At 60.7% G+C, this 15,258-nt stretch carries 11 protein-coding genes; 9 read left to right on the top strand and 2 right to left on the bottom strand.

Translation table 11 applies throughout. The features are described from left to right. The first annotated feature begins 143 nt into the window (after positions 1 to 143). The 4 genes from AC07OT_RS24020 to AC07OT_RS24005 all read left to right on the top strand — a co-directional run bounded on the left by AC07OT_RS24020 (position 144) and on the right by AC07OT_RS24005 (position 4,319). Positions 144 to 2,093, top strand: coding sequence for a DNA topoisomerase III (locus AC07OT_RS24020; protein WP_495109210.1), 1,950 nt, complete (start codon positions 144 to 146; stop codon positions 2,091 to 2,093). Positions 2,094 to 2,212: 119 nt separating this feature from the next. Beyond that, the gene (locus AC07OT_RS24015; RefSeq protein WP_027603177.1) at positions 2,213 to 2,653 is read left to right on the top strand and encodes a CBS domain-containing protein; all 441 of its coding nucleotides are present in this window, start codon (positions 2,213 to 2,215) and stop codon (positions 2,651 to 2,653) included. An 8-nt stretch (positions 2,654 to 2,661) separates the two neighbouring features. Continuing rightward, on the top strand, positions 2,662 to 3,525 hold the full coding sequence (locus tag AC07OT_RS24010; protein WP_495109209.1) for an NAD-dependent protein deacetylase: 864 nt from the start codon (positions 2,662 to 2,664) through the stop codon (positions 3,523 to 3,525). Positions 3,526 to 3,989: 464 nt separating this feature from the next. Continuing rightward, on the top strand, positions 3,990 to 4,319 hold the full coding sequence (locus tag AC07OT_RS24005; protein WP_025854475.1) for a hypothetical protein: 330 nt from the start codon (positions 3,990 to 3,992) through the stop codon (positions 4,317 to 4,319). Positions 4,320 to 4,381: 62 nt separating this feature from the next. Here the strand turns inward: AC07OT_RS24005 and AC07OT_RS24000 are convergent, their stop codons facing one another. Continuing rightward, positions 4,382 to 5,287: a LysR family transcriptional regulator gene (locus AC07OT_RS24000; protein ID WP_027603175.1), complete on the bottom strand. Its 906-nt coding sequence runs from the start codon at positions 5,285 to 5,287 to the stop codon at positions 4,382 to 4,384. Between the two features lie 133 nt (positions 5,288 to 5,420). Between AC07OT_RS24000 and AC07OT_RS23995 the strand changes: the two genes are divergently transcribed. The 4 genes from AC07OT_RS23995 (at position 5,421) to AC07OT_RS23980 (ending at position 9,178) form a co-directional block, all read left to right on the top strand. Beyond that, positions 5,421 to 6,119 carry a CoA transferase subunit A gene (locus AC07OT_RS23995; protein WP_032886653.1) on the top strand — a complete coding sequence of 233 codons (699 nt, stop codon included), beginning with the start codon at positions 5,421 to 5,423 and terminating at the stop codon, positions 6,117 to 6,119. A gap of 34 nt (positions 6,120 to 6,153) precedes the next feature. After that, the gene (locus AC07OT_RS23990; RefSeq protein WP_032886654.1) at positions 6,154 to 6,813 is read left to right on the top strand and encodes a CoA transferase subunit B; all 660 of its coding nucleotides are present in this window, start codon (positions 6,154 to 6,156) and stop codon (positions 6,811 to 6,813) included. An 11-nt stretch (positions 6,814 to 6,824) separates the two neighbouring features. Further along, complete coding sequence (locus AC07OT_RS23985; RefSeq protein ID WP_141157243.1) at positions 6,825 to 8,006, top strand: acetyl-CoA C-acetyltransferase; 1,182 nt, start codon at positions 6,825 to 6,827, stop codon at positions 8,004 to 8,006. A 377-nt stretch (positions 8,007 to 8,383) separates the two neighbouring features. Further along, positions 8,384 to 9,178, top strand: a complete 795-nt coding sequence (locus AC07OT_RS23980; RefSeq protein WP_495109208.1) for a DUF4349 domain-containing protein — start codon at positions 8,384 to 8,386, stop codon at positions 9,176 to 9,178. Here AC07OT_RS23980 and AC07OT_RS23975 read toward each other — a convergent pair whose 3' ends face one another. After that, a complete protein-coding gene (locus tag AC07OT_RS23975; RefSeq protein WP_495109207.1) occupies positions 9,179 to 10,264 on the bottom strand; it encodes a DUF1615 domain-containing protein in 1,086 nt (361 codons plus the stop codon). It abuts the gene before it with no gap. Between the two features lie 332 nt (positions 10,265 to 10,596). Here AC07OT_RS23975 and AC07OT_RS23970 point away from each other — a divergent pair, with 332 nt between their 5' ends. Then, a complete protein-coding gene (locus AC07OT_RS23970) occupies positions 10,597 to 15,258 on the top strand; it encodes an RHS repeat-associated core domain-containing protein (protein WP_495109253.1) in 4,662 nt (1,553 codons plus the stop codon).

Below are 15,258 nucleotides of genomic sequence, written 5' to 3'. Positions count from 1 at the left end.
CGCTATCGGGAGCAAGCCCCCTCCCACATTTATTTCCGCAATGCTTACACGAATTGCTGTACATCCATACAGATAATAGTTGCTCAATTCCCTTCTTTTGCCCATCCTGCTCTGCATTCAACTGTGTAACGAATGGGCTGACCATGCGGCTGTACCTCTGTGAAAAACCCTCCCAGGCCAAGGATATTGCGGCGGTGCTCGGCGCCAGTCGCCGCGGCGACGGTTGCTGGTTGGGCAATGGGGCCACCGTCACCTGGTGCATCGGCCACCTGCTGGAAACCGCCCCGCCCGACGCCTACGACGCCAAATACAAACGCTGGGTACTGGCCGACCTGCCGATCGTCCCGGAAAAATGGAAGATGCTGGTCAAGCCCAAGACCGCCAGCCAGTTCAAGGCCGTCAAGCGCCTGCTGGGGGAAGCCCAGGAACTGGTGATCGCCACCGACGCCGACCGTGAAGGCGAAATGATCGCCCGCGAACTGGTCGAGCATTGCCGCTATCGCGGGCCGATCCAGCGGCTATGGCTGTCGGCGCTGGACGATGCCTCCATCCGCAAGGCCCTGGCGGCGCTCAAGCCCGGCGCCGAAACCTTCAGCCTGTACCACTCGGCCCTGGGCCGCTCCCGCGCCGACTGGCTGATCGGCATGAACATGAGTCGCCTGTTTACCTTGCTGGGGCGTCAATCCGGCTATCAGGGCGTGCTGCCGGTGGGCAGGGTGCAAACACCGACCTTGCGCCTGGTGGTGGACCGCGACCGCAGCATCGCCGACTTCGTGCCCGTGGCGTACTGGGCCATCGATGTGGACCTGCGCCACCAATCCATGACGTTTACCGCACAATGGCGCGCGACCGAGGATGCCTGTGACGACCAGGGCCGCTGCCTTAACCCGCAATTGGCCCGGGACGCTGCCGACGCCATGAGCAACGCCGCCGGCGCACGCCTGATCAAGCTGCGCACCGAACGCATGCGCGAGGTGGCGCCCCTGCCCTTCGACCTCGGCACCCTGCAGGAGATCTGCTCGAAGAAACTCGGCCTCGGCGCCCAGGAAACCCTGGATATCGCCCAATCCCTCTACGAAACCCACAAGGTCATCACCTACCCCCGCAGTGACTGTGGTTACCTGCCATTGAGCCAGCACAGCGAGGCGCCGAAGATTCTCGCCGCATTGGGCCGTGGGGATGCGGCAGTCCATGAGCTGATGCCCCATATCGATCCCCAACGCCGCTCACGGGCCTGGAACGATGCCAAGGTCAGCGCGCACCACGGCATCATTCCCACCGGCGCCGGCAAGGACGTCGGCCAACTCAACGGCAAGCACCGTGCGGTCTACACCTTGATTCGCGCGCGTTACCTGGCGCAGTTCCTGCCCAACCATGAATACGATCGCACCCAGGCGGATTTCGACTGTGCGGGCCAGGCGTTGCGTGCAGTGGGCAAAGTGGTGATCGAGCCGGGCTGGAAACGTGCCTTGCCCGAAGCCCTGGCCCCGGCAAAGGGCCGTGAAGCACCGGCACCCCAGGCCTTGCCGACACTGGTGCAGGGCCAGGATTACGCCGTGGCCAAGGTCAACCTCAAGGACCTGTGGACCCAACCACCCAAGCCCTTCACCGAGGGCGACCTGATCAAGGCGATGAAAAACGTCGCCAAGCTGGTGGAAGACCCGCTGCTCAAGCAAAAGCTCAAGGACACCACCGGCATCGGCACCGAAGCCACCCGTGCGGGGATTATCCAGGGGTTGCTCGACCGGGGTTACCTGGTGAAGAACGGCAAGGCGCTGTCGGCCACCCCGGCAGCCTTCAGCCTGATCGACGCGGTGCCCCGTGCCATTGCCGACCCCGGCACCACCGCGATCTGGGAGCAGGCGCTGGACATGGTGCAAAGCGGCGAGATGAGCCTGGAAGAGTTCGTCGCCAAGCAGGCGGCGTGGATGAGCAAGCAAGTGGCGCGTTGCAACGGCATGCGCATGACCATCACCGGGCCGGCCAGCCCGGCAGGCCGAGGTGCTGCGCCGTGGAAAAAGAAGCGCAAGGCGGCCCCTCGCAAGACCGCCACTGGCCCAGAGCGCGCCAGGAAACCGAAAAAAACCGGGTGAAAGGCGAAAAAAACCGGCGAATGACGTTTTTCGACGGGTTTAACGCCGCATTGGACCTTGCCCCGACGCGGGCCGTCTAGGATTCTGTAGGGGATAACAACAACACCGGAGTGGCCGCCATGAAAACCGTCGCACAATTGCTCAAAGCCAAGGACCAGAAAAACCAGGACGTCCACACCATCCAATGGGACCACACTGTGTTTGAGGCGCTGGTGCGGATGTCGGAGAAAAACGTCGGCGCCTTGCCGGTGGTCAAGGAAGGCACGGTGGTAGGGATCATCAGCGAACGCGATTACGCACGCAAAATCATGCTCAAGGGCCTGTCGTCGGTCACTACAAAGGTCCATGAGGTCATGAGCTCGCCGGTGATCACCGTCGATACCCATAAAAGTGTCGAGGCGTGCATGAACATCATGACCGACAGTCACCTGCGCCACCTGCCGGTGGTCGAAGACGGCAAACTGCTGGGCCTGCTCTCCATCGGCGACCTGGTCAAGGAAGCCATCGCCGAACAGGCAGACCTGATCAAGCAGTTGGAGCAGTACATCCGCGGCGAATAGGGGACCCCATGCTCGATACCCTGGAACATCAACAGGACCACCTCGACACCCTGCACCGCGCCATGGCCGGACGGCGCTTCCTGGTATTGACCGGTGCGGGCATCAGCACCTCGTCGGGCATCCCCGACTACCGCGACAGCGAAGGCGTGCGCCGGGGCAAGGCGCCGATGATGTACCAGGAGTTCCTCGCCACAGCCCAGGCGCGGCGGCGCTATTGGGCACGGGCGATGCTGGGGTGGCCGAGGGTACGTATCGCCCAGCCGAACAACGCTCACCGGGCACTGGCGACCTTGCAACAACGCCGGCACATCAGCGGCCTGATCACGCAAAACGTCGACACCTTGCATGACCAGGCCGGCAGCCATGACGTGATTGAATTGCACGGCAGCCTGCACCGAGTGCTGTGCCTGGATTGCCAGTTGCACAGCACCCGCGACCTGATCCAGCGCCAGATGGAAATCGATAACCCATACCTGGCGCAAGTCCATGCGGTACAGGCGCCTGATGGTGACACCCTGCTTGATCCCGCGTTTGAAGAGCGCTTCCAGGTCCCCCGCTGCCCCCATTGTCAGGGGGAGCGACTGAAACCGGACGTGGTGTTTTTTGGCGAGAACGTCGCACCGGCGACGGCAGCCAGGGCGATGGCGGCGGTAGCGCATGCCGAGGGGCTGCTGGTGGTGGGTTCATCGCTGATGGCTTACTCCGCATTTCGCCTGTGCAAGGCAATGGTCGAACAGGGCAAACCGGTGATCGCCATCAACCTGGGCAAGACCCGGGGTGATGAGTTGTTGCAGGTAAAGATCGAAACCTCGTGCGAACAGCTTCTGCCCTTGTTGGCAGACCGCCTGCAGTCAACCCCTTCTCAGCCATAGCGACCGTCCAGCGCAAAAAATGACGCTCAAGTCACGCATTTGCCGTATCTCCCCATAGCCACGACGAATTATGTAGTGATCAAAAATAATCACTACATAATCGTTGACGTAGCCTTTTTGTCCTTGCATGATCTAGACGTCTCCCGGATCGGGAGCGTTGGTAACAAGCGTTTTGAACAAGCTCGTCTGACCGCCGAGCTGTTTTTTCCGGATGTGCACTGCCCACAAGGCAGATTGATGAAGCTGACCGACCCGTAAGGATCGGTACAAGGCGCTCAAATGCGGCTTGTCTTCGTTATGAAACCATTGCGTAGCAGTTCATCAGCAAGACTACATGCATCAGGTTCAAGACCCTGCCCGTATTCGGCAGACCGTCACTGACGCCCGGTTTTCCAAGCCGGAGACAACTAAGCAGTTTTAACGGAATCAACTGATAGATCGCCAACTGGTCAAGGGGCTTACACATGAATCTGAACAACCAACCAACTATCGATGAATTGGCTGAGATGTTCGCAGCGCAGAAAGACACACTCGACGACCATATCCTGTGGATTGGCAAATCGGGCGAAGTGCAAATCGACTGCCTGGCGCCCCACACCGAAGAAGCCGAGTTCGACCGCAATAACCGTGAACTGGCGGCGCGCCTGAAGATGTACCGCCGTGGCCAGGGTTATGTCGGCAAGAAGGCCGCGGCCGATCGCAACTTTATCGAGCAAGTATTCCACACACTTAATACCGAATGGCAGAACCTCAAAGGCCAATCGCAAGTTAAAGTGATTGATAGATACTGCTGATAACAGCGCACCTTTAAATTTAAGCCCGCTGGTTTATTCGAGCGGGCTTTTTAATACCTGTTTTATAACACCGCCGGAAACCTGCCCTTCCCCGCCTCATCCCGAAAAATATCAAACAACACCTGCGCCGCCGCTGACAGTTCATGCCCAGGCTTGGTCAGCACGCCAATCGGCCGCTCGATCACCGGATCGGTCAAGGTGATGCAATGCGCCCCCGCCTCCTGCATCTGCTGCGCACACAAGGCCGGTACGGCGCTGACACCCAGGCCGCTGGCGACCATCTTGCCCACGGTTGCCAATTGATGGCTTTCCAAGGCCACCGGCAACTTCATCTTCAAGGCCCCCAGGTGCTCCTCCAGCATCACCCGCACCGTGGAAGGCCGCTGCAACGTGATAAACGGATGCTCCAGCAAGGTTTTCCAGTCGACCTCGGCACACTGTGCCAGCAGTGAATCACCGGGCACCACCGCAATGAAGCGGTCCAGGTACAACGGCGTAAAGGCCAGCGACGAGCCTTCCGAGGGTTCAAACGCGACGCCCAGTTCCACATGGCGGTCGCGAACCATCTCCAGCACTTGCTCGTTGATCAAGTCATGCACCGTCACGTTCACCTGGGGGTAACGGGCGCGGAATATCTTCAGGATCGGCGGCAGCAGGTTGCCGGCAAACGACGGCATCGCCGCCACGGTCACCCGCCCGCGTTGCAGGGTGAACAGCTGACGCAGCTCGTCCTCGGCATTGTCCCAATCGGCCATCAGCCGACGGGCCAGGGGCAGCAGGGATTCGCCCTCGGGCGTGAGCGCCACGTTGCGCGTATTGCGGCTGAACAAGCGCCCGCCCAGCCCTTCCTCCAAGCCTTTGATGGTCAGGCTCAACGCCGATTGAGAGAGGTGCAGGCGCTCGCAGGCGGCGGCAAAACTCAGGCTTTGGGCCACGGCCAGAAAGGCACGCATCTGTTTAACGGTCATGGCGCTACTCCGGGCGGCGGGTCGACTATGCTGTTTTCTAAATCAATCAACCTTAAAAAACAACTTAACAAATCAATCCGCCGGCGCAACACTCGATTCATTGGCTGGCCCACAAACAATAAAAGAGGTGCATATGGCAGGTTTCGATAAGCGCGTGGCGTCCTACGAGGAAGCACTGGCAGGCCTGGAAGACGGCATGACCGTGCTCTCCGGTGGTTTCGGCCTGTGCGGCATTCCGGAAAACCTCATCAATGAGATCAAGCGCAAAGGCACCCGTGACCTCACCGTGGTTTCCAATAACTGCGGCGTCGACGGCTTTGGCCTGGGCGTGCTGCTGGAAGAAAAGCAGATCAGCAAGGTGATCGCTTCCTACGTCGGTGAGAACGCCCTGTTCGAGAAACAATTGCTCAGCGGCGAAATCGAGGTGGTCCTCACCCCCCAAGGCACCCTGGCGGAAAAAATGCGCGCAGGCGGCGCCGGTATCCCCGCCTTCTTCACCGCCACCGGCGTCGGTACTCCGGTGGCCGAAGGCAAGGAAACCCGCGAATTCAACGGTCGCCCGTACCTGATGGAAGAATCCATCACCGGCGACTTCGCCATCGTCAAAGGCTGGAAAGCCGACCACTTCGGCAACGTCATCTATCGCCACACCGCCCAGAACTTCAACCCGCTGGCCGCCACCGCCGGCAAGATCACCGTGGTCGAAGTCGAGGAAATCGTCGAACCGGGCGAGCTGGACCCGGCGCAGATCCACACCCCTGGCATCTACGTCGACCGGATCATCTGCGGCACGTTCGAGAAGCGCATCGAACAGCGCACCGTGCGCAAATAATCCGCTCCCAGCCCGAACAATAAGGACTCCTAAAATGGCTCTTACCCGCGAACAAATGGCTCAACGCGTCGCCCGCGAAATGCAGGACGGTTTCTACGTCAACCTGGGCATCGGCATTCCGACCCTGGTGGCCAACTACATCCCCGAAGGCATGGAAGTCATGCTGCAATCGGAGAACGGCCTGCTCGGCATGGGCCCGTTTCCTACCGAAGAAACCATCGATGCCGACATGATCAACGCCGGCAAACAGACCGTGACGGCGCGCATCGGCGCCTCGATCTTCTCCTCCGCCGAATCCTTCGCGATGATTCGCGGCGGCCACGTCGACCTCACCGTGCTCGGTGCCTTTGAAGTGGACGTACACGGCAACATCGCCTCGTGGATGATCCCCGGCAAACTGGTCAAGGGCATGGGCGGCGCCATGGACCTGGTGGCCGGTGCGGAAAACATCATCGTGATCATGACCCACGCCTCCAAGGACGGTGAGTCCAAGTTGCTCAGCCAATGCAGCCTGCCGCTGACCGGCGCCAATTGCATCAAGCGCGTACTGACGGACCTGGCGTACCTGGAAATCGAAAATGGCGCTTTTGTCCTCAAGGAACGCGCACCTGGCGTCAGCGTTGAAGAGATTGTGAGCAAGACCGCCGGTAAACTGATCGTCCCGGACCACGTTCCAGAAATGCACTTCCAGTGAGGACAGATTCCATGCAAGACGTCGTGATTGTTGCTGCCACCCGCACCGCCGTGGGCAGCTTTCAAGGTTCACTGGCCACCATTCCGGCACCGGAGCTGGGCGCCGCCGTGATCCGTCGCCTGCTGGAGCAGACCGGTCTGGACCCGGCCGAAGTGGATGAAGTCATCCTCGGCCAGGTACTCACCGCGGGTTCCGGCCAGAACCCTGCACGCCAGGCCTCGATCCTCGCCGGACTGCCCCACGCCGTGCCGAGCCTGACCCTGAACAAGGTCTGCGGCTCGGGCCTGAAAGCCCTGCACCTGGGCGCCCAGGCCATCCGTTGCGGTGACGCCGAGGTCATCATCGCCGGCGGCATGGAGAACATGAGCCTGGCACCGTACGTACTGCCTGCTGCGCGCACGGGCTTGCGCATGGGCCACGCCAAGATGATCGACAGCATGATCACCGACGGCCTCTGGGATGCGTTCAACGACTATCACATGGGCATCACCGCCGAGAACCTCGTGGACAAATACGGTATCAGCCGTGAAGCCCAGGATGCTTTCGCCGCCGCGTCCCAGCAGAAAGCCACCGCCGCCATCGAGGCCGGGCGTTTTGTCGACGAGATCACGCCGATCCTGATTCCCCAGCGCAAGGGCGACCCGATTGCCTTCGCCGTCGATGAGCAGCCTCGCGCAGGTACCACCGCCGAGTCCCTGGCCAAGCTCAAGCCGGCGTTCAAGAAAGACGGCAGCGTCACCGCCGGTAATGCTTCCAGCCTGAATGACGGCGCCGCTGCGGTGCTGCTGATGAGTGCCGACAAGGCCAAGGCCCTCGGCTTGCCGGTATTGGCCCGTATCGCCAGCTACGCCAACGCGGGCGTCGACCCAGCAATCATGGGCATCGGCCCGGTCTCAGCCACCCGCCGCTGCCTGGACAAAGCCGGTTGGAGCCTGGCCGACCTGGACCTGATCGAAGCCAACGAAGCCTTTGCCGCGCAATCCCTGGCGGTAGGTAAAGAGCTGGAGTGGGATGCGGACAAGGTCAACGTCAACGGCGGCGCCATCGCCATCGGCCACCCCATCGGCGCCTCAGGCTGTCGCGTGCTGGTCACCCTGCTGCATGAAATGATCAAGCGCGATGCCAGGAAAGGCCTGGCGACCCTGTGCATCGGTGGCGGCCAAGGCGTAGCCCTGGCCCTCGAACGCAGCTGATAAACGAGCAACACGGAAAAGGCCCGGCTCCACGAAAAGCCAGGCCTTTTCTTTATGCGGTTTCCCTGAACAAACACAGTCCAAATGTGTGGGGGCTTGTCCCCGATGAGCATAGGTATCTACACAACTTTGTCTAAACGCTGCCTCCCCCGGCAGAAAGGGCTGTTGTGGCGAGCGGGCTTGTCCCGCGTTGGGCTGCGAAGCAGCCCCAAAACCAGCCTCTACAAAGTGCCTGATACACCGCGTTCTTCTTTAGGCGCACGGTAATCCACTCCGCGACCACCATCAGCCCTGCAAATCCTGCACGATACTTTGCGTTAATTCACCGGACCCGCTTTAATCGCCGCCAATGTCCCGCCACATCTCAAGGAACTGCAATGCGCCATCCGGACGGCACCCTTCAATCGCTGCGCACGCCCTTGTTGATCCTGTTGGCCGGCCTGGCCCTGGTCGGCTGTTCACCCAAGGACCACTCCCGTGCCACGGTGATCAATGGCGAACAAGGCCGGGCCGGTGCGCAACTGGCCTATGAGCACGAACTGACCCTGGCCCTGCCCGGCGCCCTACTCGCGCCGCGCATGCAGGCCACCCGCGAGGCCTGTGAGTCGGCGCGGTTTGGCGCGTGCAATATCCTTGGCATCACCGAAGACAGCAACGGCGGCGAGATCATCCTGCGGATCGCGCCCACCGGGGTCGAACCGATGGTCGCCATGGCCGCTGAAGGCGGCAAACTCGGCCAGCGCATCACCACCGCCGAAGACCTGGCCGACGCGGTCGCCGATGTGCGTCGCCGCCAGGATCGCCTGCAAGCCCAGCAACAGCGCCTCGATGAACTGGCCAAGCGCAAGGACATCAGCATCAGCGACCTGATCGCCCTGAGCAAGGAGCAGGCGGGCATTGAAAACGAACTGCAGGAACTCGCCCAGGTTGCCGCCGGCCAGCAGCGTCGCCTGGATACCAACCGCGTCACCCTCAACTTCCGCTCTTCCGACGGCGCCAACCAACCGTCACGCTTCAGCCGGATGTTCAGCAACCTGGGCACTAACCTGGTGGACGGCACCGCAGACGCCCTGGAACGCGCCAGCTATGTGCTGCCGTTCGTGATCCTGGCGTTTCCGGTGGTGTGGTTGTGGGTGTGGCTGTGGCGCAAATTTGTCCGGCGCCGCAGCTGATCAGCGCTTCATACAGCGCTGGTACCGCTCATCCACGCGCTTGGCAAACCACGCCGTGGTCAGGTTGCGGGTGATCTTCGGGCTTTTGAGCACGATGCCCGGCAGGATCGCACGGGGCATCGGCTTGCCGGCGGCTTGGTCGGCCAGGGCAAACACGCGTTTGTAGAGGGTGGTGTCTTCAAAATCCAGCTGTTCGCCCTGTTCCAGCTGGCTGCGAATGCTGGGGTTGCGCATGTCCAGCTTCGCGCCCAATGAGCGCACCGCCAATTCGGTGGTGCCTGGCAGCAATGAGCCGTAGCGAATCAAATCCCCGTCCAGCGCCAACTCAGTGCCCGACGCGCGGCTGACCGCCGCCTGGAACGCCGCATTACGGCTGGCGTACCAACCCGCATTGAAGTCGGCAAAGCGGTACAGCGGCTGGTCATAGCTCACCGGGTAACCGAGCAAATGGGCGATACCGAAGTACATGCCGCCGCGCCGGGTGAAGACTTCCCGACGAATCGTGCCATCCACCGTGTAGGGATAACCCCGCGCCTGTTTCTGGGCGAAGTCGATACTGACCTGCATGGGACCGGCGGTGTGCACCGGATTGAAACCGCCAAACAGCGTATTCCCCAACGGCACCATGCTGATGAAATCATCGAAGATGCCACTCAAGTCCTTCTCCGTACGCGCGGCATTCAAGCGGTCGGCATAGGACTTGCCGGAGGGCGAGCGCAGTTGCAGGGCGCTGCGCACCACAAAAGCGGGCACATGCACCTTGGCGGCACGGCGCAGGATTTCTTCCTGGGCGATCTTGCCCATGTTGGGCACGGGCGGGTCGACCTGATAGGTGGACTCCTGCTCGGTCACCGCCAATACGGCACAGATATTCTCGGTACTGGGGTAGATCTTTTGAGTGTCAAAGGCGGTGTAGATGTCCTGGGCCCAGCCGTTGCGGTCTGGAACCTTCGCCGGGAGCAAACGCACGATCTCGGCCTTCACCTCGGCTTCGCTGCGCGCTGGTTGCTGCGGGCCGCGTGACGTGGAACAGCCGGCCAGCACCACCAATGAGGTGAGGCAGAGGATCAGGCAGCGTGGGGACATGGGGCTTCCTTGAGGACGATGGGCCAGGCGTTGCGGATATGGACCGGTAAGTCTAACGCGGGTTCGACGATTCGCCTTGTCGCCGGCCAAGGTTGGACCTGGCGTTCGCGCAGCGCTGAAGGCTTTTTGATACGTCGCCAAAAAGGGACGATAGCCGCTGAAAGCTCCCACGTAACGGCAAGATAAGCTCTACAGCCCCAGCCTGAAAACCGCTGCAAAGTCCCTCGCCTGAATACACAGTGCGAGGGATTGCAGATGGTTGTTTTCGTTAAAGCCCCGGTTGAAGGGGCGGCCTCTTGAACCCGGCCATCGGCAGGCTGGCCCTGACCCCGATGGATGTGAAGACGGTCGACGTTGAAAGCGTCTTCCGTGACTTTCGCGAATGCCTGAATACGTTCGATGACTGGGCGCAAAGCTTCTGGCGCTTCTCGGCGCTGGAGGTCGAGCAGGTCTTCAAGGTCGGCGATGAGGTGGCGCTGGTTGCGCCGATCAATCGCTCAATCATCCCCAGCAGCACCGTCGCCACGTGCCCGGCCAATGGCACCCTGACGCTGGTGCATATGTTCCAAAGCACGCGCTTCGTGCCCATCGGCGACACGCCGGTGATGCTGCAGCGCGTCGATCCCAATGGCGGCCCGTTGGGCGAGCCGATCCACAAGACCATCGGCCCCAGCGGCCTCCTCGAAATCACCGAGTGTGATCGCAACCAGCCGTACCGAATCAGTTTCTACCCCAACGTTTCCAGGGATCACGTCAAGGCGCTGTATGGGTCTTATCAGTCGGTGATCGTGGGGTTGGAGGCGCGCCTGCGTGAAGAGTGGACCCGCACTTTCCAGGATCAGTGGAAAGACTATGCCGAAGCCAAGCCGCTCGATCGGCGCCGAATGCTGGAAGCAGCGTTTTTCAGCGGCCTTGGAAAAGCCCTCTTCTCCTTGTGGGACAACATTACGCAGCTGTCTGATTTGCTGGCGGACCTCAAGCCCAACAGCGAAAAGCTGTTGGCCTACCTCTCCCAGGCCGAACTCGATGAACTGCTGAAGCTCGGCAGCGACACGATTGCCAATAGTTTGCTGGTGCTCAGCGATGAGCCGCTGTTGTTTATCTACCTGTCGGCGATGGTCAGTTGGATGCGCCTGCTGCCACCGCCGCAGATGAATGAACTGTGGGGTGAGATCACTGGCGAGGTCCTGATCAATTTGCTGTTGATTCGTGTATTGGGGGCGATGGGGGTGGTGGCGCGGCTGGGGGCTCAAGTGCTGAGCGCTATCAAATCCAAGCGCGCGCGGGAGTTGTTGGAGTTGCTGGCCAGGCAGCTTGTAGAGCCGGGGTTGGCGCCGCATGTCGAAGCGGTGAAGCCTTTGCTGCTCGGTGGCCCCGCGACAGCGATCAAGACTGTGCCGGTTGCGCCGTTGAAGGTTGGGGAGCATGTGGTTTCGAACCCGGTGTCGGCGGTTCGTAACAAGACACAGAAGACCGTGTTGGTCAGGCAGGAGCCTGTCGATGATGTGCCTGTTTCGGGGAAAAACCCGAACGGGGATGCGGCGGCCCCTTCGGATAAGACCGTCACCAACGGCTGCCCCGTGTCGATGGTTACCGGGGAGGAATTGCTCACTCTCACCGATGGCATGTTGGATGGGATCTTGCCGTTCGAGTGGACCCGGCTGTATCGCACCAGTGCGGTGGAAGTGGATGGCGGGTTGGGGTTTGGCTGGAGTCATTCGCTGGCGCATCGGCTGGTGGTGTCGGGCGATTCGGTGGTGTGGACGGACCATGAGAACCGCTCGATTGAGTTTCCACTGCCGACTGTTGCTCGACCTGCCATCACCAATAGCCTGGCCGAAGCCGCGATCTATCTGGGCGCGTCGCCGGATGAACTGGTGCTGGCCCAGGCATCACGGTTCTATCACTTTCGCGACGGGGTGTTGGTCTCCATCAGCGATGCGTATGACAACCGGCTGCGGATTTCCCGGGATTATTTGGGGCGGATTGAGCGGCTGGATAACGGTGTCGGGCGTTCGCTGTTCCTGCGCTATGCGTTCGGCCACATCGTCGCGGTGGACTATCAGGTCCAGCGCGCCAAGGGGCATGAACCCTTCGAGTGGGTGACCGAGCAGACCGTTGTTTCCTACGCCTATGACGACCTGGGACGGTTGGTTTCGGCGACCAATGCAGTAGGCGAAAGCGAGGTTTATCGCTACGACGATCAGCACGTCATTCTTGAGCGGGGCTTGGCCGGTGGGGCGAGTTTCTTCTGGGCGTGGGAACGGGCTGGCAAGGCCGCGCGATGTGTGCGGCATTGGGCCAGTTTTTCCCAGATGGACACGCGGTATGCCTGGGGGGACGACGGTCGAGTCACGCTGCATAACGCCGATGGCAGTCAGGAAGTGTACGTCCATGACGACCGGGCGCGGCTGGTGCAGCGGATTGATCCGGACGGTGCCCAGCATTTCAAATCCTACGATGCCAAAGGCCGACTGACGGTTGAGCAGGATCCGCTGGGGGCGGTGACGGCGTATCAGTACGACGAAGCCGGACGCTTGGTGGCGTTGTTTCCCGGGGATGATGAACCAACGTCCTACGAGCATGACAACGGCTTCGTACGGGTTATGCGCCGTGGTGAGGCGGTCTGGAAGTACGAGCGCAATGACCAGGGCGATGTCATCCGCAAGATCGATCCCGATGGTCATGTTACGGATTACAGCTACGACCAATACGGGCAACTGGTTGGGGTTTGGTACCCGGATCACAGTTGTCAGCGGCTGGTGTGGAATGAGCGCGGACAGTTGCTTGAAGAGCAACTGCCGAATGGCGGGATCAAGCGTTATCGCTATGACGATCTTGGCCGGCAGGTGGCGCGCGAGGATGAGCATGGCGCGCTGACCCAGTATCAGTGGGACAGCGTGGGTCGGTTGGTTCGCGTCGTATTACCAGGCGGTGCATGTCGGGAATACAGCTACAACCCCTACGGAAAAATCACCGCCGAACGCGACGAACTGGGCCACGTCATCCGCTACGAATACGCCGACGGGTTGCACCTGATCAGTCGCCGTATCAACGCTGATGGCACTCAGGTCAACTACCGCTACGACAACGTGCGGTTATTGCTGACCGAAATCGAAAAAGAGGTCGGCGAGACCTACCGACTTGATTACCATCCCAACGGCCTGATCCAGCAGGAAATCGGCTTTGACGGGCAGCGCACCGCCTACGTCTACGACCTCAACGGCAACCTGCAGGAAAAGACCGAACACGGTGACGATGGCAGTCAGCTGGTTACTCGCTACGAGCGCGATCACGCCGGGCGCCTCGTACGAAAAACCCTGCCTGATGGCAATACCGTCGATTACGCCTACGACCGTCAGGGCAACCTCCTCAGCGTCGATGACGGCCACTGGGCGCTGGCCTACGAATACGACCGCCAAAACCGCCTCACCGCCGAACACCAGGGCTGGGGCACCTTGCGCTACGGCTACGACGCCTGCGGCCAGCTTCAACACCTGCGCCTGCCCGATAACAACCGGCTGGTTTTTAATCACGCGAAAGGCGGCCACCTCGCCACCGTCGAATTAAACGGCACGCTGCTGACCTCTCATCTGTTCAAGGCAGGCCAGGAACACCAGCGCCAACAAGGCCAACTCCTCAGCCACTACCACTACGACGACCAACACCGCCTGCACGCTCACGCAATCACCCAGCAACAAGACCACCTCTACCAACGCCAATACGACTACGACAAAACCGGCAACCTCACCCGCCTGCTCGACACCTGCAAAGGCGAACACCACTACCACTACGACCCCTTAGGCCGCCTCACCCGCGCAGACCACTCCCAAGACCTGCAGGAACGCTTCGGCCACACCCCGGCCGGCACCCTGCTGATGCAAGACCGCCCCGGCCCCGACATCGTTGCCGGCAACCGCCTGATGATCCAGGGCGACCGCCACTACGACTATGACGCCTTCGGCAACCTCATCCGCGAGCGGCGCGGCAAAGGCCATCAACTCGTCACCGAATACCGCTACGACTGCCAGCATCGGCTGATCGGCATTACCCAGCCCAACGGCCAAACCGCGAGCTATCGCTACGACCCGTTTGGGCGGCGTATCAGCAAAACCGTGGACGGCATCACCACGGAGTTTTTCTGGCAAGGCGACAGGCTGATTGCCGAGCACCATGCGGATCGCCATCGCAGCTATCTCTATGAACCCGACAGTTTCCGTCCGCTGGCACTGCTGGAGGGCTTCGGCCCAAAAAACACCAAAGCCTTCCACTACCAACTCGATCACCTCGGCACGCCCCAGGAACTGACAGACCCAGAGGGCGAAATCGTCTGGTCCGCCCACTACCGCGCCTACGGCCAGATCAGCCGACTCGACAAAGGCACAATCGACAACCCGCTGCGTTTCCAGGGTCAGTACTTCGATCAGGAAAGCGGACTGCACTACAACCGCCATCGCTACTACAATCCGGATATTGGGTGTTACCTGACGCCTGACCCGGTGAAGTTGGCGGGTGGGATCAACGCGTACCAGTACGTGCCTAACCCGACCGGATGGGTAGATCCGTTAGGTCTGAGTACTTGTCCAGGCGGGGATAAATGCAAGCCGAACCCAAGTGCTGAAGATCCAGCGGGAAAAGCACAGGTTAATGAAGGCAGCCCACTCAGTCCCACAAGCTCCAACTCTCCACCTACACTGGGCTACCATAAGGAGACCTTTGCCAATAAACCTGTAAAGCCGGAAGAAACCATTCAGAAATGGGATGAATTTCTAGGACCTGGCCCTCACACAAACACCAACCCACGAACTGGGAAGCCCGACCGCGACAGAATTGTTTCCAGCGACACAAAAAGAAGTATTCGTTACGGGGCTCATGAAATGAATAGCAAGCCAAGCAAGCTTCACTATCATGAGGAGACATGGACGTTCGAGATAAAAACCAACACCATGAACGTTGACAATACTGTTGTACGCGTTCCCCTGACGAAGAAGTGA

The sequence above is a fragment of the Pseudomonas sp. GW821-FHT09C10 genome, assembly GCF_059418085.1.
This window is presented reverse-complemented; position numbering and strand designations above follow the sequence as displayed.

Coding starts and splice junctions, on each gene's coding strand:
- AC07OT_RS23970 (WP_495109253.1), top strand. CDS start 10,597: ATGGATGTGAAGACGGTCGACGTTGAAAGCGTCTTCCGTGACTTTCGC.
- AC07OT_RS24005 (WP_025854475.1), top strand. CDS start 3,990: ATGAATCTGAACAACCAACCAACTATCGATGAATTGGCTGAGATGTTC.
- AC07OT_RS23990 (WP_032886654.1), top strand. CDS start 6,154: ATGGCTCTTACCCGCGAACAAATGGCTCAACGCGTCGCCCGCGAAATG.
- AC07OT_RS24000 (WP_027603175.1), bottom strand. CDS start 5,287: ATGACCGTTAAACAGATGCGTGCCTTTCTGGCCGTGGCCCAAAGCCTG.
- AC07OT_RS23985 (WP_141157243.1), top strand. CDS start 6,825: ATGCAAGACGTCGTGATTGTTGCTGCCACCCGCACCGCCGTGGGCAGC.
- AC07OT_RS23995 (WP_032886653.1), top strand. CDS start 5,421: ATGGCAGGTTTCGATAAGCGCGTGGCGTCCTACGAGGAAGCACTGGCA.
- AC07OT_RS23975 (WP_495109207.1), bottom strand. CDS start 10,264: ATGTCCCCACGCTGCCTGATCCTCTGCCTCACCTCATTGGTGGTGCTG.
- AC07OT_RS24020 (WP_495109210.1), top strand. CDS start 144: ATGCGGCTGTACCTCTGTGAAAAACCCTCCCAGGCCAAGGATATTGCG.
- AC07OT_RS24010 (WP_495109209.1), top strand. CDS start 2,662: ATGCTCGATACCCTGGAACATCAACAGGACCACCTCGACACCCTGCAC.
- AC07OT_RS24015 (WP_027603177.1), top strand. CDS start 2,213: ATGAAAACCGTCGCACAATTGCTCAAAGCCAAGGACCAGAAAAACCAG.
- AC07OT_RS23980 (WP_495109208.1), top strand. CDS start 8,384: ATGCGCCATCCGGACGGCACCCTTCAATCGCTGCGCACGCCCTTGTTG.